Genomic DNA, 16,550 nt, shown 5'->3' on the forward strand with positions numbered 1-16,550 from the left:
GTCCACACCTATTTTTCAGATGTGGACTACTGTTATAATTTATTTAGATTTATTAGGAACGCGGCATTCATCAGGGAGTGAAGCGGACCACGGCAGAAGTCGAGTCAACTGCACTTCATCTGTCGTATCTATATTGGGAAGTTCCTCAAACAGGTAGCTGAGGTAGTTAAATGGATTCAGTCCATTTTCCTTGGCCGTCTCCACAACACTATAAATGATCGCACTGGATTTTGCTCCTTTTGCGGTATTGCTAAAAAGCCAATTTTTCCTTCCGATCACAAAAGGCTTGATGGACCGTTCAGCTCGATTGTTATCAATCTCCAATCGGCCATCCTCCAAAAATGCCTCTAAACGTTCCCATTGGTTACGACAATATTTGATGGCTTGACCAAGCGCACTTTTTGGCAGTACGCGTGGTGTTTGCTCTTTCAACCATGCCAAAAAAGCCTCCAGCACTGGCTGGCTGCGTTCCAAACGCTTTTCATAGCGTTCTTGCGGACTTTTGTCCTTTAAATCTCGTTCAATATCAAAAAGCTTATTACAGAAGTCCAAGCCTTCGTTTGCCTTCACAGCCGTAGTGGCTGCGGATTCAGGAAGAGCCTTGAGTGCTTCTGTGAATTTGCGCCGTGCGTGCGCCCAACACCCAACAAGGACAACGTCAGGAAGCCCATTGTAGCCGGGATAACCGTCTACATGCAGGTAGCCCTGGAAGCCTTTCAGAAATCGGCGTGGATGTTTGGCCGCCCGTGTTTGCTGATAATCGTAAAGAACGATGGGTACATCAGTATGCCCTGAGCGATATAGCCACATGTAGGAGGTGGATGTTGCCGGCCGTTCCGGCTCGGATAAAACTTGCAGTGTCGTCTCATCCGCGTGCATCGTATCCAATTCCAATAGTTGGGCGTGCATTTTGTTATAAATGAGCTCCAGCCATGTGATGGCACCGTATACCATCCAATTGGCCAGTGTCTGCCGTGGAATGGATACACCGAAGCGTTCCAGGTGTTTCTCTTGCCGGTAAAGTGGCATGCCCTCTACATATTTTTGTGTCATGGTGTAAGCCATGGCGGATGGAGAGGCGAGGCTCCCAGGAAATACTGGCTCCGGCATCTTCGCTGTCACAATAGGTGTTTCAATTTCATGGCGTTCGCAATGCCGGCAGCTATATACGTGGCGCACGTGTTCAACGACTTTTACTTGCGCAGGAATGATTTTTAATTCTTTACGCACTTCCGTGCTCATATCGTGAAGATTTCCTCCACAGCACGAACAGACCTGTTCCTCATCGGATAAACGATATTCGATCGTTTCCGTAGGCAGGTTTTCCAGCTTTTGTTCACGCTGACCACGCTGTTTCTTGCGTTTATATGTAATCGTTTCGACAGTTGGTTCTTCCACCGTCGTGTCAGTAGTATCTTCGGCCTCATTGAAAAGAGAGAGCTGACCTGAATCGGTCTTCTCACTGGAAGATCCAAATCTGCGTTGTTGGCTCAAACGAAATTGTTCTTCGTACCATTTTAATTTTGCCTCCAACGCTTCTTTTTCCATCTCAAGCTTTTCATTTTGCGCTTTATAATATTCAATTGACTGGGTTGATGTATGCGCTGTTTTTTCCATAAAATAAGTATACGATAAAGAATTCGACTTGCCTAGTCGAATTCCCGTATTCCTATATTTCAATCTTTTAAATAATGGTACGCGCTTTCACCTCACGGTGTGCCTGCCTTTGTTCAATTGGCAAACCATCCAGCAGCCAGCGAAGCTGACGAGGACTGATATTCATAGGTGCTGTGTCCTTTTCTGATGGCCAATGGAATGTTCCCTTTTCCAACCTGCGATAATGCAGCCAAAACCCATTGTGCTCCCACTGCAGGATTTTTAACTTGTCACGTTTCCGATTACAGAACACGAACAAACAAGGAGAAAAGGGATCGAGGTCAAAGCATTCTTGAACAATCACCGCCAGACCGTCAATAGACTTACGAAGATCTGTGCTTCCGCGGGCCAGGTAGACACGCTCAAATTGTAAGTTTGTCAACATTGATTTCGCAGGACATGGATGATATCGGATAGTAATCCAACATTGGCTCCTGGTCGCACTTCGACAGAAAGAGCATCAAAGTGGATAAAGATAGGTCCTTCTCCTTTGGAAGAAATATTTTCCTCTTCCACCTGGACGGCGAGCCATTGTGTTGGTTCCTGTTCAGAAAGATTTTCCTGGTTCTCGAATCGCTGGATCCAATAATACATCTGGTGGGCTTTGATTTCATGATCCCGACACCATTCGGCTACACTTTGCCCGCTATCTTTCCAAGCATCATACCGCGCTTCCCATTCTATTCTCTTGTCTTTTAGAGTCATCGCATAACCTCCTGAATTCATTTCTAAGAAGATTATCGCATGGATGACTTTCTGATTCTATGTGTGTTTTATTTGACGCTTACGATATTAAACAGGTTAAAAATGCCGAATGAGGGTGCAGGATCCTCATTCGGCATTTTTTACATATGCTATAGAATACATCCAACATAGAAGACTTCTTTTGTTGTCATAACAAAATTTCTTTATACTTGAATGTATATTCCAAATAAATTAGGTTTTTAAAATATTAATGTGAGTTAAACCGAACTTAATGTTAGAATTGAGGGAGTTATTGGACTAACGAAGCAGGATTGTTTAAGAAGAATTATAATTAAATCATGGAAAATGAAATTTATGAATTGAGGTGTTGTGATGTTAAATTTAGATTATCTCCATGAGAAAATAAAACAAGAAGTAAATTTATATTGGCCAAACTTTAAATTAGTCGCATTTGCTTTATATGATAAAGAAGGGGTTTATTTGTATAATCATCCCAATTTTTCATCCCAAAATAAATCTTACTCCTATTTGAAATGGAACGAGCAATTCAATGGGGCAGATACGATCATATTATATGGAGACTATCCTACTGCTATAGTAAATTTAGATCACTATAAAGATATGGAAAGTATCTACTCCATAATAATTCATGAACTATTTCACGGTTTTCAACATCTTCAAGAAGAGACAAGGTTTCCTGATGAAATGTTAGGAATGAACTATCCATTATTGAAGGAAAATGTAGAATTGCGTAATAGAGAAAGAGCTTATCTTTACAACGCAGTCATATCTTCTGTCAAAGAAGAAAAAGTCAAGAACTTAATGAGTTTTATTAATTTAAGAGAGAATAGACGAGTTTACATAGATAGATATTTGGATTACGAACTCTCTGTCGAAACAGTAGAAGGACCAGCATTTTATGTGGAATTACATGCTTATAATCAATATAGCAATAAATCATACGAGGAAGTATTAAATAAATATAGCAAGGATTTAAAAGATAACCGAGAATCAACCTATCACCTTAGAAAAAGTTGCTATAGTTCTGGTTTAGTTATCTGTTTATTGTTAGATGAACTTTTTGCAAATTGGAAAGAGACGTTTTTTGATTCTAAAATACTGTTATACGATATGTTAAAAGAAAAAGTTGAATGGGAATTTAATAATATACATAATATTAAAATTAGTAAGGAGACCATTTCCATTATTAATGGAATAAATGAAAAGAAGGATGAAATTTTCCATCAATTTGAACATGAAAATGGTCATCACCTTTATATTTCAGGTGATATAAATTGTAAAGCATTCGATCCAATGAATGTCATTGTAGATGCTAATAAGCAATTACATAAAAATTTTATTACTGTTTCAATAAACAAAAGAGAATACCATATTAACCAACCTGTTATTGTTCATTGTATTGACAAAATCAATACAATAAATAAATTACATATTGTTTTAGATCAAAAACCAGTCATTCAAAATGATATTATTTTTATTAAGGGGCTTGGAGAATTACATGGGTATTTTTATGAAATTGATGGAAATTACTATATAAATTTTTGACTATAATGTAATGATAATGTGAAATATTATCCTAAAAATATATGGTGCAAACGATTTATAATTGGAAGAGGCTAAAATTTGCGTTTAATAAAAATCACTTTTGGTTGGATTGTGGGAGTAATCATATATGAATTTATAAAAAGTCAATGGCAAAACGAAGTAATGGATTGGGAAGGCATTGTTCATTTTAGTATTGCTGGATTTATAGGAATACTGATTGGATTTGGGTTAAAGAAGTTCTTTAAAAAAGAAAAAAGCTAGTATAATAAGCTATCGGGAGCTTTCTCTTAAAGAAGAAAAAGATAATAATAAAAAACTCCCTTAAAGTAAACGGATTTTTTCTGTTTCCTGTCTACCTTAAAGGGAGCATTTCAACCTGAGATCCGCACTTTTCCCTCCTAAAACTGCCCCCCCTTTTCTACTTACCACTTTCAGGACAGTTTTACTACAGGGAAACCTTCCCGGTGCTTCACTTTTTCAGTTTGGCCAGTTGCTCGGCCAGTGCGTTGTTTTTAAAGTCATCGTCCTGTTTTTTCAAATACTTATTTACATCTTTTTTGGATACTTTATGCTTTTTCTCTTTTTCTTTACGTTTATTAAACGCAGAGAGCTTTTCCCGGTGTCCACATTTGCACATGAACATCTTTCCTTCGCCTTCCCCGCGCAGTTCCAACCGCTTATGACAGTTCGGGCAGCGTGCATTTGTGAATTTGGCAATGTTTTTCTTATGGCCGCAGGAGCGATCCTGGCACACGAGCATTCTGCCGTGTTTGTTTTTAATTTCAAGCATTAATTTGCCGCAATCCGGACATTTCGTACCGGTCATGTTGTCATGCTTGAATTTTTCATCGCTTTCCTTGATCTCCTGAACGACTTCCTTCGTATAAGCTTTCATTTCGGAAATAAATTTATTTTTATCCAGACGTCCGTCTGCAATCAGTGCAAGCTTTTGCTCCCACTCAGCTGTTAATGCCGGTGAACGCAGGTCTTTCGGTACCAGTTCAAGCAGCTGCCTGCCTTTGGAAGTAATAAAAATATGCTTGCCCTTCATTTCCATATACATGGTGTTAAATAATTTTTCAATAATATCCGCTCTCGTTGCCACGGTACCGAGGCCGCCTGTTTGACTCATCGTTTTCGTTAAATGTTTATCTTCGGTTTTCATATAACGTGCAGGGTTTTCCATCGCCTGAAGCAGCGCACCTTCTGTAAAGCGCTCCGGTGGTTTCGTTTCCCCTTCCTTCAAGGAAACACGAAGTTGACTCAGCGTATCACCCTTGTTCACCACAGGTAACTGCTGATCTTCTTCGTCATCATCCTGCCTGTTATCATATAGTTCTTTCCAGCCTTGTTTCTTTACGACTTTTCCCTTTGCGGAAAACTTTTCCCCATTAATTTCCGCTGTCATCGTTGTCTGCTCATATTCAAATGGATCGGCCAGTACAGCCAGGAAGCGTTTGACAACGAGATCATAAATTTTTCTTTCCTTATCTGACAAATCCGCAAGCAGCACCCGCTGCTCTGTCGGGATGATCGCATGGTGATCGGATACTTTTTTATTATCCACGACGGATTTGGGCAACTTCCATTCCTTCCCAAGCAACTTATTCGCAAAACGGGAATACTGGTCCACCCCGCATGCCTTCACACGATCCTTTAAAGTAGGGACGATATCGGTGGAGATCACCCTGGAATCGGTTCTCGGATAGGTTAACACTTTATGCTGCTCATACAGCCGCTGCATAATGGACAATGTCTCTTTTCCCGAGAAGTTGAAGATCCGGTTCGCATCCCTTTGCAGTTCTGTTAAATCGTATAGCTGCGGGGCATGCTTTTTCTTGTAGGACTTTTGAATATCCGTTATTTTCGCTTGCTTCCCTTTTACTTTTTTAAGCAGCGCATCCGCTTTTTCTTTATTAAAGATCCGTTTATTATTTTTGGCGTCACTCCAGCTCAATGTAAAGCCCTTCTGTGTTTTTGCTTGCAGACCGTAATATTTTTGCGGTTTGAATTCTTTTATTTCCCGCTCTCTTGCCGCAATCATGGCAAGCGTGGGGGTTTGCACCCGACCGCTCGACAGCTGAGCATTAAATTTAGTCGTAAGGGCGCGTGTTGCATTCAGGCCGACATACCAGTCCGCTTCCGACCGGGCCACTGCCGATGCATAGAGATTTTCATACTGCTTGCCCGGTTTTAAAGATCTGAACCCTTCCCGAATGGCTTTATCCGTCACGGAGGAAATCCAAAGCCTTTTTACCGGTTTTTTTACCCTTGCTTTTTCCAAAATCCAGCGGGCAACAAGCTCCCCTTCCCTGCCGGCATCTGTGGCAATAACTACTTCTTGCACATCTTTACGGGTTAACTGTGCTTTTACCGCATTAAACTGTTTACCGGTTTTTTTAATGACGACCAGCTTTAAGTCCTTTGGAAGCATAGGCAAATCATCCAGCTTCCATGTTTTATATTTATCATCATACACTTCGGGATCAGCCAGGGTAACCAAATGCCCAAGTGCCCAGGTAACAATATATTTACTGCCTTCCATAAAGCCGTTTCCTTTTTTGTTGCACTGCAGCACGCGTGCAATATCACGGCCGACAGAAGGCTTTTCAGCCAGTACTACCGTTTTACTCATCAGAAAAATTCCTTTCTTTTTTGCATCTCTCTCTACTTTATCACAGGTCTGGAGAAAATTTAATCTCCAGGTTCTTTTTCATGGGGTATTCCTTTTTTAATATTGAGATCTAAAACTTAAAAAAACTGGGTACCATTTTTCACTGGTATGAAGCCGTATGCATAACAACATGCATACTGGAAAAACTAATAGAAAACCCATATTTAAGGAGGCTCATTATGCCGGGTAACACCGTCCCTCTGTCATCCGGGGAAATCACATCCCTTTGGACAAGTTATATGAATAATAGTATGTCCAAATATATGCTGGATTTTATGATTAAACATATTCAAGATGATGAAATAAAACCTGTCGTACAATATGCATATGACATTTCCTGTAATCATATCGATGAGCAACATAAGATTTTTAGAAAGGAGGACTACGCCATACCAAATGGCTTTAGTGAGCAGGACGTAAATATGAACGCCCCATGGCTGTTCACGGATGTATTTTGCCTGTCCTATGTAAATCACATGGCAAAAGTAGGAATGCTGACTTACAGTGGGCTTCTTTCCATGTGTGCAAGAGATGACATGAGGCAATTTTATACTAAAGCATTAACAAAATCATCTCAGCTATATAACAACTCCAGTGAAGTAGCTATGATTAAAGGTGTAAACTACCGACATCCGTACATTGAGACACCCAAGGAAACAGACTTTGTAACCGACAAAAAGTATTTAAGCGGCTTAAACCCTTTAAACGATAAACGGTCATTAAACGCTGTGGAAATTTCCCATTTATATTTGAATATCGTAACCAATACAATTGGCATTAACCTCTGTCTGGCCTTCGCACAAACTTCTACAAATGAAGAGGTACAGGATTTCATGCTGCGTTCGAAAGAAGTTTCCAAAAAACATACCAAGGTATTTGTGGATACACTTCTGAAGGATGAAATTGAAGCGCCGCATATACCGGATGTTGCAGTCAGCAATTCAACCACCCGGACATTTTCCGATAAATTAATGATGTTTCATATGTCACTCATTATGTCAGCGGGAGTCGGGAATTATGCAACAGCTGGAGCTGCCAGTCAACGGAGCGACTTAATGGTAAACTACGAACGCCTGTCATTGGAGGTATCCCGAATAGCAAAAAGCGGAGCGGACATCATGATTAAACATCGCTGGCTTGAACAGCCTCCTGCGATAAAAAATCGGGATAAACTGGCGAAAAAAAGAAATAAGTAGAGAAGTGGATTCGATTGTTTGGATGAAGGACATTTCTATGAGGTTATCCTGCTGAAATGCCCTTCATTCATCGCATGAAGGATTTTAATTTCCTATCTCCCTGCCAAAATGTCTTTCATACCTTGCATGACAGACTTTGATCTCTCGCTCCCCGCCGTAATTTTCTTCATACCCACTATGAAGAAAATTTCAAATAAAAATTGTTGGTGAAGCGTCCATCATAACTTTTATGATGGACGCTTCAAATGAATTTTACTGCTCAACAGGTCCTCCCACACACAATAACTGAATTTTAATCAAAAAATCCTTCATCATCTGCATGAAGGATTTTTTGATTAAAACAACACCGCTAATAAGATCAGTCGACGGTGATGCACGATACGAATAAGCCTGATTATGTCCACGCACACCCATAACACCATTTCCATACACTGAACCTAGGAAATTAAAAAAGGATCTGGTGCTATGCTATTGTATACAGGGTTATTTTTTTTAGTAATTGCTGTAAGTCTGGATAGTTTCGGCGTAGGGGTCACCTATGGAATGCGGAAAATCCGGGTACCATTGACCGGATTATTAATTATCATGCTATGCTCCGGAATTATGGTTTTACTGGCCATGACGATCGGAAACTCCTTAAGATCGTTTATATCCCCTTCTATGGCTGAAGTACTGGGTGGTGGAATATTAATCGCTCTTGGTGTCTTTTCGTTATATAATGTATTACTTTCAAAAAGGGAAGAGGCGCCCGAACCCAGGAAACAAAATATTTTGGCCACCGTGCTGAACACGCCGGATAAAGCAGACTTGGACCAATCGGGTTCCATCTCGGCAAATGAAGCACTTTTGCTTGGCACAGCACTTGCCATGGATGCATTTGGAGCGGGAATTGGTGCTTCCATGCTTGGTTATTCTCCTATGATTACTGCATTATTGATTGCCTGTATGAGTGGTTTGTTTCTTTTTTGCGGTATTAAAATGGGAGTGCTTCTTTCCAAAAATAGGGTTTTGCAAAAAATGTCCTTTGTTCCGCCAATTCTATTAATCGCACTAGGTATTTTTAATATTCTTGCTTAATCCAACAGCAGCACATGGTGTATACTCAGCGTGCTGCTTTGTTTTTTAACCAGTTATCCATTACCTGGAAAAAGTCTTCCTGTTTCCATAAAAGCAACGTATTTACTTCCCCTATTTCACTAGCGAAATCCTCAAACAAGCAATCCGCTACAAAATAAGCCAGACGGGCCAAACCGAACGTTGAACCGCCATTAATGGAAAACCATTCCCTGAAAATCTCTGCACTACTTTTCCCAGCATGTATGTCATTTGTAAAATGTCTGATGATTTCCTCTTTATTATCCTTCGCAAACGAAAGCCATGCCTCCCCATCGTAATCATAAGAAAAATAAATGGATTCCCTCAGATCCGGTGTAATCTGCTTCGAAAAATGTGTTGCCGCACCTTCCTGTAACAGCCAAACATATGGGTGATCCCACTGCACCTGTGTCCAATCCATTTGATGGTTGTCGGAAATCATATGATGGGCCACATGTCCAAATTCATGCGCAATGATTACCTTCAATGGGTCTTTTTCATATGTTAGCCGTTCTATTGAAAAGGTAATATCAGCTGCGATTTCCCGCATTGCATAGGCGTTGGAGCCATATGCACCAACAATTAAATTTACGTTAATCGGAAATTCGAGATGGTAATTTTCATAAAATGTGCGGGCCACATCTGTGACAAGCGGTTTAATTGTATGATGAACTTTTTTTATTTCTTCCCAGTCCACAGCATATTTTTCAATTGCCCGTGCCAGTCTTTCCTCTGTATATTTACAGTGATACGAAAAATAGTAATGGAATATATCAGGGTATCTATCGTAATATGCGCTTAACCCTTCGATATTGGGTTGTTTGGGAAAAGAAAAAAATGTATCAATGATCCTCAACCTAATACCTCCATAATTCAGCTGCGGTGGCCTTAACCTGTGCGGATGAGACAGCTTTACCTATAACGCTTTAACCTGGCCGCCATCCACAATCAACGACTGACCGGTAATATATGTATTCGCCCCGGATGCCAAAAATACAACCGCTTTAGCAAACTCTTCCGGCTTGCCAAAACGCCCCATCGGAATACTTTCTTCTGCTTTTCGGTTTACCTCTTCCACTGAAACCTGCGCTTGTTCCGCTTTAATTTTATTAAGTTCCTGAACCCGACCGGTTTTGATTGTTCCCGGACCTACCGTATTAACTAAAATATTGTCTTCACTCAGCTCCTGGGCAAGTGTTTTTGCCAGTCCCACAATACCCGGTCTCATCGTATTGGAAAGAACCAAATGATCAATACTTTGTTTGATGGATGAAGAAGCAAGATTTACAATATGCCCGCTTTGCTGCTCCTTCATATAAGGAAAGACAGCCCTTATCGTACGTACAAAACTGAGCAGGTTTAATTCAAAGGCATGATACCAGTCCTCATCACTCATTTCCATAAAACTTCCTGCAGGAGGCCCGCCGGCATTATTGATCAGCACATCCACCGTGCCGTTCCACCCAACAGCTTTATTAACGAGTTCCCGTATGTCCGCTTCTTTTTTCATATCACAAACAGCATAATCCACATGTTCGTTACCCGTTTCTTCTTTAATTTCTTTCACTGCATTCTGTAAAGCCGTTTCGTTTCGGCTGGACAGTAGAACATGTGCCCTTTCCCCTGCAAATGCCATTGCTGTCGCTTTGCCAAGTCCTTTACTTGCTGCGGTGACAATCACAGACTTTCCTTCCAAGTGTAAATCCATTTGAATCCCCCTCTGCGAAAATAATATATACTAGTATTCTATCCAATTCAGTACAGGTTTACCAAAATTTAAACTTATCTTGCAATAAAAAAAATACTTCTCTCCGAAGAAAGAAGTATTTTCCTGCTTTTCTTATAGCCTTATTTTCATATGGTCTGCCGTTGTGCTAACATTTCATTTATAACATGGAAATAATCCAGCCAATTACTACAATAGCACCAATAATCATTAATATGGTCCGCAGCATGAACATCATCCTTTCATGGATAACAGAGTAATAATAACAAAGCGTCATCTTTTAGTTACCCTAAAAAAATAGGACGAAAACATGCCATCTGTTTCTACTGTTAAATGGAAATCTTCTACGAAACCAGGTTTAGCAGAATCGTCAAACTTACTATACTTACCGCTGTGGAAATGAAAGTGATACTGGATACAAGATCAGGTTCTGTATCAAATTCAATGGCATACATCGTTGTCGTCGCAGCGGTCGGCATCGCCGAAATGACGATAAGAATAACACCGATCAGCGGATCCACATCAAGCATCCATACAAATAAAAACGCAAATAAAGGAGCCACAGCCGTTTTTAAAATAACGGCAGCACTGATGACCTGCCAATTAATTTTGACGGATTTGATGGAAGCAAGCTGCATGCCAAGTACAATCATCATGACCGGAATTCCTGCTTCCCCGACCATGGACAGTGTGGAATACACGGCTTCCGGCACCTCGACATTTAACGGCTGAAGCAGAATCGCCAGGATAGCTGCATATGTAGTCGGCATTTTACATACATTCAGCCAGGCCCGCTTCATGCCACTCGTACTTCTTGATGCATAATAGACTCCGAAAAAGTTATTTTGCAGCGACTGGATAACCATAATAAACACCGCAAAAGGCAATGCCGCTTCCCCAATACTGAATAAAACTACGGGTAGCCCGTAATTTCCCGAATTCATAAAGCCGGTAGATAAAATCGAAGCACTTTCCGTGGAAGGTGACCATTTCAATATGCGAGCCAGCATTTTATTTAGAAAAACCATTAGAAAAAACAAAACGAACATATAAATAAGTATGATAAAATAACTGCTGTCAAATTCAGCATCGTATAAGCCAATAAATACAAGGGCAGGCATCAGTATGTATATAGATACGGCAGAAACAGATTTTACATCAAGTAGCCGAATACGCTGCAAAATAAATCCTGCAGCAAATACGGCGATAATTGGTAATATAACATTTAAGAACAAAAACATTGTGACATCTCCAGTTAGTAATCATGCCTATTAGTCTATCATACTTTTTGTTGCTTGTGACAACGGGAGGGATAGTTGATGGCGTTCCAGTCCTGGATTAAATAGAGCGATGCTTTGTGATTTGCTTTGCAAGGGACAGGGTTTTCGGTGAAGATGTCCTTGAGAGGCGCTGTCGAGGACTTTTTCAGGGGATTTTCTCCAGAATTGTCCTTGAGAGGCGCTGTCGAGGACTTTTTCAGAGGATTTTCTCCAGAATTGTCCTTGAGAAACACTATCAAGGACTTTTTCAGAGGATTCTCTTCAGAATTGTCCTTGAGAAACACTGTCGAGGACTTTTTCAGAGGATTTTCAGCGATAATGTCCTTGAGAGGCGCTGTCGAGGACTTTTTCAGAGGATTTTCTGCAGGAAGTGTCCTTGAGAGGCGCTGTCGAGGACTTTTTCAGAGGGTTTTCTCCAGAATTGTCCTTGAGAACAACTGTCGAGGACTTTTTCAGGGGATTTTCTCCAGAATTGTCCTTGAGAAACACTGTCGAGGACTTTTTCAGGGGATTTTCTCCAGAATTGTCCTTGAGAACAACTGTCACGGACTTTTTCAGAGGATTTTCAGCGATAATGTCCTTGAGAACAACTGTCGAGGACTTTTTCAGGGGATTTTCTCCAGAATTGTCCTTGAGAACAACTGTCGAGGACTTTTTCAGAGGATTTTCAGCGATAATGTCCTTGAGAAGCACTGTCAAGGACTTTTTCAGAGGATTCTCTTCAGAATTGTCCTTGAAAACCACTGTCAACGCCCCCTTCCAAGGGTACTTCTGAAGAAATGGCCTTGAGGAGTTCTTTCAAATGAAATTACGGTGGTCTCCCAAAGTAAAATGTCCCCGAACAAGCTTATCAGAGATAATTCCAATATTAATTATCCCATGCAACTGTTCCATAGCCACATAACACAACGAAATCCAGTTAATATCACCACTACTATAATCCTCCTTGAAAAAACAGCCGGGAAAGACAGGGATTTACAACCTCCCTGCCCCGATACTCAGTCTTTTCAATAATAACTCTCTATTAATATAAAGCTGCTGGGCTTCTTTGACACTCACTTCCACAAATTGCAGTTCGTTACCTGTACGCTGCTGGGCTACGTAAGGAAGATCCACGGAAATAACAGAAGCAATCCTGGCATAACCGCCAGTTGTTTGTCTGTCTGCCAGCAAAACGATCGGCTTTCCGTTTGCAGGCACCTGGACCGTTCCCGGCAAAACGGCGTCGGAAATAATATCTGCCTCCCCATCCAGAGCCGGTCCCTCCAGCCTGTATCCCATTCGATCAGATTGCGGAGAAACCTGGTAATCTGAGTTCAAAAACCGATGTATCGAATCTTTGGAAAAGCCATGACTATCCGGACCTAGGACAACCCTAATTTTACGATGGGAGTGATAATCCATATCGCTCGTTACTTTGATGCCTCTTCCTGTCAATTGTTTCAGCTGATAGGACGGTGAACCGGTCTCCAAATAATCCCCTTTTTTTAAAAAACGGCCTTTATACCCGCCCATTTCCGTCATCACATATGTAGATTTACTTCCCATCACTTCTGGGGTTTTCACGCCGCCTGCCACGGCGATATATGCATACCCGCCATTCTTTGGCTGGCCAAAAGTTAATCTTTGTCCCTTTTCCACCAGGTGGGACTTCCATCCTGAAATTGCTTTTCCGTCCAGTTGCGGGGATAAATCAGCTCCGCAAATGGATATTACTGTGTCTTCCAGCATGAGAATTTCAGGTCCCATCATGGCTATTTCCAATCCAGCCTCATTTCGACGGTTGCCTACAAGCAGATTCCCCACCTGCAAGGCAAAATCATCCATCGCACCTGCCACAACTACTCCGTATTGCTGATATCCCCTTCTCCCCAAATCCTGTACCGAGGTGGCCAGACCGGGTTTAATTATTTTCATGGTTTCCTTCATGTCGTCCCAACTCTTTTAATCATGATCTCATGACGGGCCAATTCCCCAAATAAATTCTCTGCAAAGGTAACTGCCTTCTGTCCGTCACCGTGAATACAAATCGTGTCAGCCTGAATCGCAATATCGGAACCATCAGTTGCTTCCACTTTTCCGTCTTTAATCATTCGGATCACACGGTCAACAGCTTCATCTTCATCGTGAATTAATGCATTCTCTTTCGTTCGTGGAGTAAGCGTGCCATCAGGCTGATATGTCCGGTCGGCAAAAACTTCCTCCGCTGTACGCAAGCCTGCTTGCTTTCCCTTTTTCACAAGTTCGCTTCCAGCCAAACCAAATAAAACAAGATTTTTATCACTGGCATATACGGCTTCTGCAATTGCATGCGCGAGTTCAGCATCTCTGCACGCCATATTATATAAAGCGCCGTGAGGTTTCACATGACTCAACTTTTTTTGATGGGCCCTGGCAAAAGTCTGTACCGCACCAATCTGATACAAAATGAGATTATACGCTTCTTCCGGGTCTATTTCCATTGGTCTTCTTCCAAACCCGATTAAATCCTGAAGCCCGGGGTGTGCGCCGATACCAACATCTTTTTTTGAAGCTGCTTTTACGGTTGATGCAATCACATTATGGTCGCCGGCATGATAACCACAGGCAATATTGGCAGAGGAAATATAATTCATGATCAAATCGTCCTGCCCAATTTTATACGTGCCAAAACTCTCACCCAAGTCACTGTTCAAATCCACTTGATACTTCATGTTCCTCCACCCCTTCCTGCAATAATCTTGTTCGCGGAACATAGATTCCAGCTTCCACTTTCTTCTCTATTTCCAAGAATTCTTTTTCTGTTACCGGCACAAAACGAATATAATTGCCGGCCTCCAGTAAAATAGGTGAATCTTTTGTTTCATCATAAAGCTTCACCGGAGTTTTACCGATAATTTGCCATCCTCCAGGTGATTTCACCGGATAAATTCCTGTTTGTTTTCCCGCAATCCCCACTGACCCTGCCGGAATTTCAGACCGGGGGGTTGCCTTTCTTGGCATAGCAATTGCCTCAGGCATTCCTCCTAAATAGGTGAACCCGGGAATAAATCCCATCATATAAATCAAGTAATCTCCTGAAGTATGCAATTCTATGATTCTCTGTTCATCCAGTTTATTTTTCTCCGCAACCGCCGGGAGATCAGGTCCATGATTTCCTCCATACAAAACAGGGATTTCAAATATTTTGGCAGGTGGAAGCTCTACCTCTTTCATCTCTGAAAGTATATGCTCCATATTTTTTTCCAAATCCTCATAAAATAAAATATACGGATCGTAAATGAGAGAAACCGCAGTATAAGTAGGAATCCATTCTATTAAACCAGGAATGTTTTTTTCTCTCAGCAGAAGACAAAAACAACGAATCTTTTCATTCGTCGTTTTGGAAATATCTTCTCCAAACTGAATACGAAGACCTGAATCCCCGTATGCTTCTATTCGCACCACGATCATCACCCGCCTTTTTTACCATTATAATGGATTGGCTGCACACTGTCACCTTCTGCATGTCACCGTGTGGAGCAGCTGCTTTTCCCTTAAAAATCCTCTCCAGGCAAAAAACTGCCGGCCCTGATCATTCAGGACCGGCAGCCAATTAGGTACCATGCTACTTTATTGATTTAGGTGGAAATATAGAAAACAAGGTTTCTCCTTTTATCCGGCTTTCGTGGATCGGCCCGACATCGCTATTTCTGCTGTCATAGCTTGCCCCGGGCTGCCTGTAGTCCCCGATGACAAAATAACTGTCCTCCCCGAGAATTACTTCATCCATATCATTGGATATGCCGGCAGTATAGCTTTCTTCAATGGGCACGCCATCTATGTAAACCACGCCATCGCTTATTTCCACCGATTCATTGGGCATTCCGATCACCCGCTTAATTACATCGTATCCATTGTCATCCTGATAAATAATCACCTCATAGCGGTCTATTTCATAAAACAAACTGCTGGTCAGCAAAATATCTCCATCTTCCAGGGTAGGGTTCATGGAATCTCCGGAAACAACCGTAAACTGGATGACATATCTAAAAAAAATAATAATGCCTAAAAGAAAAATGATGAAAATAACCCAGCTCATCACACCGGATTTGCTGGATTTTTTTGTATTCTTGCCGGACTTGGAGTTCATTTCATTTTCTGTTTCTTGCGTTGGTGCTGTATTACTCATCTGTTTCCCCCTCAGGTTCTTCTGTTTTTGTCTCTGCTGTTGGTGTTTCTTCCTCCTCGAGTACCTGGTTCATTTCTTCCATTGCTTCATGCAGGATCCGCTCTAATTCCCCCAACTTTGCTTCTCTTATTTCTGATTCATCGACTTCTATCTCTTCCATTAAATGATTAGCATGTTGCTTGATTTCTTCCACCCGGCTGTTTTTTTCCGCTTCCACGAACTCTTTCATTTCCTGTTCAGCTTCTTCAATGGCCATTCGGATTTCTTCTTTTAATTTATCTGTTTGTTTTTCCTGTTCTTTTGCAATGGCATCCTCTATTTCCTCTACCGATTCTTCTGTCTTCCGGTCAAACCATTCCGTCAGCATACCGCTTATATTTTGATCGGCAAAAGCAATGGTCATGCTGCTGCCTGCAACCATGATTACGAACAGTGCGCCTACGATGATTTTCCGCCATTTTGCTTTCATTTCATTCAGCTCCTAAAATCGGGTTCCCTCTAT

At 41.3% G+C, this 16,550-nt stretch carries 17 protein-coding genes; 4 read left to right on the plus strand and 13 right to left on the minus strand.

Annotated features, from left to right (window positions below; translation table 11 throughout):
- Nucleotides 1-39 precede the first annotated feature (39 nt).
- From tnpC to tnpA, 3 genes are all read right to left on the minus strand, one after another.
- On the minus strand, nt 40-1,548 hold the full coding sequence (tnpC, locus tag ACZ42C_RS08840; RefSeq protein WP_461183808.1) for an IS66 family transposase: 1,509 nt from the start codon (nt 1,546-1,548) through the stop codon (nt 40-42).
- Nucleotides 1,549-1,684: 136 nt separating this feature from the next.
- Nucleotides 1,685-2,041 carry an IS66 family insertion sequence element accessory protein TnpB gene (gene tnpB / locus ACZ42C_RS08845; protein ID WP_461183806.1) on the minus strand — a complete coding sequence of 119 codons (357 nt, stop codon included), beginning with the start codon at nt 2,039-2,041 and terminating at the stop codon, nt 1,685-1,687.
- The gene (tnpA, locus tag ACZ42C_RS08850) at nt 2,035-2,361 is read right to left on the minus strand and encodes an IS66 family insertion sequence element accessory protein TnpA (RefSeq protein ID WP_461183807.1); all 327 of its coding nucleotides are present in this window, start codon (nt 2,359-2,361) and stop codon (nt 2,035-2,037) included. The genes tnpB and tnpA overlap by 7 nt, the downstream gene beginning before the upstream one ends.
- 372 nt (nt 2,362-2,733) lie before the next feature.
- On the opposite strand from tnpA, the gene ACZ42C_RS08855 reads away from it, so the two are divergent.
- Together ACZ42C_RS08855 and ACZ42C_RS08860 are read left to right on the plus strand one after the other, a co-directional pair.
- A complete protein-coding gene (locus ACZ42C_RS08855) occupies nt 2,734-3,927 on the plus strand; it encodes a hypothetical protein (protein ID WP_461181265.1) in 1,194 nt (397 codons plus the stop codon).
- Between the two features lie 78 nt (nt 3,928-4,005).
- Entirely contained in the window at nt 4,006-4,188 is a 183-nt protein-coding gene (locus ACZ42C_RS08860) for a hypothetical protein (protein ID WP_461181264.1), read from the plus strand.
- Between the two features lie 208 nt (nt 4,189-4,396).
- On the opposite strand, the gene ACZ42C_RS08865 is transcribed toward ACZ42C_RS08860, so the two are convergent.
- The gene (locus ACZ42C_RS08865; RefSeq protein ID WP_461181263.1) at nt 4,397-6,562 is read right to left on the minus strand and encodes a DNA topoisomerase III; all 2,166 of its coding nucleotides are present in this window, start codon (nt 6,560-6,562) and stop codon (nt 4,397-4,399) included.
- Nucleotides 6,563-6,780: 218 nt separating this feature from the next.
- Between ACZ42C_RS08865 and ACZ42C_RS08870 the strand changes: the two genes are divergently transcribed.
- Nucleotides 6,781-7,797 carry a DUF3231 family protein gene (locus tag ACZ42C_RS08870; RefSeq protein ID WP_461181262.1) on the plus strand — a complete coding sequence of 339 codons (1,017 nt, stop codon included), beginning with the start codon at nt 6,781-6,783 and terminating at the stop codon, nt 7,795-7,797.
- A gap of 465 nt (nt 7,798-8,262) precedes the next feature.
- A complete protein-coding gene (gene ytaF / locus ACZ42C_RS08875) occupies nt 8,263-8,874 on the plus strand; it encodes a sporulation membrane protein YtaF (protein ID WP_461181261.1) in 612 nt (203 codons plus the stop codon).
- 25 nt (nt 8,875-8,899) lie between these two features.
- On the opposite strand, the gene ACZ42C_RS08880 is transcribed toward ytaF, so the two are convergent.
- The 9 genes from ACZ42C_RS08880 to ACZ42C_RS08920 form a co-directional block, all read right to left on the minus strand.
- Nucleotides 8,900-9,748, minus strand: a complete 849-nt coding sequence (locus ACZ42C_RS08880; RefSeq protein ID WP_461181260.1) for a hypothetical protein — start codon at nt 9,746-9,748, stop codon at nt 8,900-8,902.
- A 60-nt stretch (nt 9,749-9,808) separates the two neighbouring features.
- Nucleotides 9,809-10,600, minus strand: a complete 792-nt coding sequence (locus tag ACZ42C_RS08885; RefSeq protein WP_461181259.1) for an SDR family oxidoreductase — start codon at nt 10,598-10,600, stop codon at nt 9,809-9,811.
- Nucleotides 10,601-10,962: 362 nt separating this feature from the next.
- Nucleotides 10,963-11,859, minus strand: coding sequence for an AEC family transporter (locus tag ACZ42C_RS08890; RefSeq protein ID WP_461181258.1), 897 nt, complete (start codon nt 11,857-11,859; stop codon nt 10,963-10,965).
- 348 nt (nt 11,860-12,207) lie between these two features.
- Nucleotides 12,208-12,642 carry a hypothetical protein gene (locus ACZ42C_RS08895; protein ID WP_461181257.1) on the minus strand — a complete coding sequence of 145 codons (435 nt, stop codon included), beginning with the start codon at nt 12,640-12,642 and terminating at the stop codon, nt 12,208-12,210.
- Between the two features lie 231 nt (nt 12,643-12,873).
- Nucleotides 12,874-13,827: a 5-oxoprolinase subunit C family protein gene (locus ACZ42C_RS08900; protein ID WP_461181256.1), complete on the minus strand. Its 954-nt coding sequence runs from the start codon at nt 13,825-13,827 to the stop codon at nt 12,874-12,876.
- Nucleotides 13,824-14,591, minus strand: a complete 768-nt coding sequence (locus tag ACZ42C_RS08905) for a LamB/YcsF family protein (RefSeq protein WP_461181255.1) — start codon at nt 14,589-14,591, stop codon at nt 13,824-13,826. The genes ACZ42C_RS08900 and ACZ42C_RS08905 overlap by 4 nt, the downstream gene beginning before the upstream one ends.
- Nucleotides 14,563-15,330, minus strand: coding sequence for a 5-oxoprolinase subunit PxpB (gene pxpB / locus ACZ42C_RS08910; RefSeq protein WP_461181254.1), 768 nt, complete (start codon nt 15,328-15,330; stop codon nt 14,563-14,565). The genes ACZ42C_RS08905 and pxpB overlap by 29 nt, the downstream gene beginning before the upstream one ends.
- Before the next feature lie 154 nt (nt 15,331-15,484).
- Nucleotides 15,485-16,048: a signal peptidase I gene (lepB, locus tag ACZ42C_RS08915; RefSeq protein WP_461181253.1), complete on the minus strand. Its 564-nt coding sequence runs from the start codon at nt 16,046-16,048 to the stop codon at nt 15,485-15,487.
- Nucleotides 16,041-16,517 carry a hypothetical protein gene (locus tag ACZ42C_RS08920; RefSeq protein WP_461181252.1) on the minus strand — a complete coding sequence of 159 codons (477 nt, stop codon included), beginning with the start codon at nt 16,515-16,517 and terminating at the stop codon, nt 16,041-16,043. The genes lepB and ACZ42C_RS08920 overlap by 8 nt, the downstream gene beginning before the upstream one ends.
- Nucleotides 16,518-16,550 lie beyond the last annotated feature (33 nt).

Source organism: Virgibacillus kimchii (assembly GCF_055379185.1).

Bases quoted from the DNA above. Each gene is read 5' to 3' on its own strand.
- tnpC (WP_461183808.1), bottom strand. From the start codon at position 1,548: ATGGAAAAAGAAGCGTTGGAGGCAAAATTAAAATGGTACGAAGAACAA.
- tnpB (WP_461183806.1), bottom strand. From the start codon at position 2,041: ATGTTGACAAACTTACAATTTGAGCGTGTCTACCTGGCCCGCGGAAGC.
- tnpA (WP_461183807.1), bottom strand. From the start codon at position 2,361: ATGACTCTAAAAGACAAGAGAATAGAATGGGAAGCGCGGTATGATGCT.
- ACZ42C_RS08855 (WP_461181265.1), top strand. From the start codon at position 2,734: ATGTTAAATTTAGATTATCTCCATGAGAAAATAAAACAAGAAGTAAAT.
- ACZ42C_RS08865 (WP_461181263.1), bottom strand. From the start codon at position 6,562: ATGAGTAAAACGGTAGTACTGGCTGAAAAGCCTTCTGTCGGCCGTGAT.
- ACZ42C_RS08870 (WP_461181262.1), top strand. From the start codon at position 6,781: ATGCCGGGTAACACCGTCCCTCTGTCATCCGGGGAAATCACATCCCTT.
- ytaF (WP_461181261.1), top strand. From the start codon at position 8,263: ATGCTATTGTATACAGGGTTATTTTTTTTAGTAATTGCTGTAAGTCTG.
- ACZ42C_RS08885 (WP_461181259.1), bottom strand. From the start codon at position 10,600: ATGGATTTACACTTGGAAGGAAAGTCTGTGATTGTCACCGCAGCAAGT.
- ACZ42C_RS08890 (WP_461181258.1), bottom strand. From the start codon at position 11,859: ATGTTTTTGTTCTTAAATGTTATATTACCAATTATCGCCGTATTTGCT.
- ACZ42C_RS08900 (WP_461181256.1), bottom strand. From the start codon at position 13,827: ATGAAGGAAACCATGAAAATAATTAAACCCGGTCTGGCCACCTCGGTA.
- ACZ42C_RS08905 (WP_461181255.1), bottom strand. From the start codon at position 14,591: ATGAAGTATCAAGTGGATTTGAACAGTGACTTGGGTGAGAGTTTTGGC.
- pxpB (WP_461181254.1), bottom strand. From the start codon at position 15,330: ATGATCGTGGTGCGAATAGAAGCATACGGGGATTCAGGTCTTCGTATT.
- lepB (WP_461181253.1), bottom strand. From the start codon at position 16,048: ATGAGTAATACAGCACCAACGCAAGAAACAGAAAATGAAATGAACTCC.
- ACZ42C_RS08920 (WP_461181252.1), bottom strand. From the start codon at position 16,517: ATGAAAGCAAAATGGCGGAAAATCATCGTAGGCGCACTGTTCGTAATC.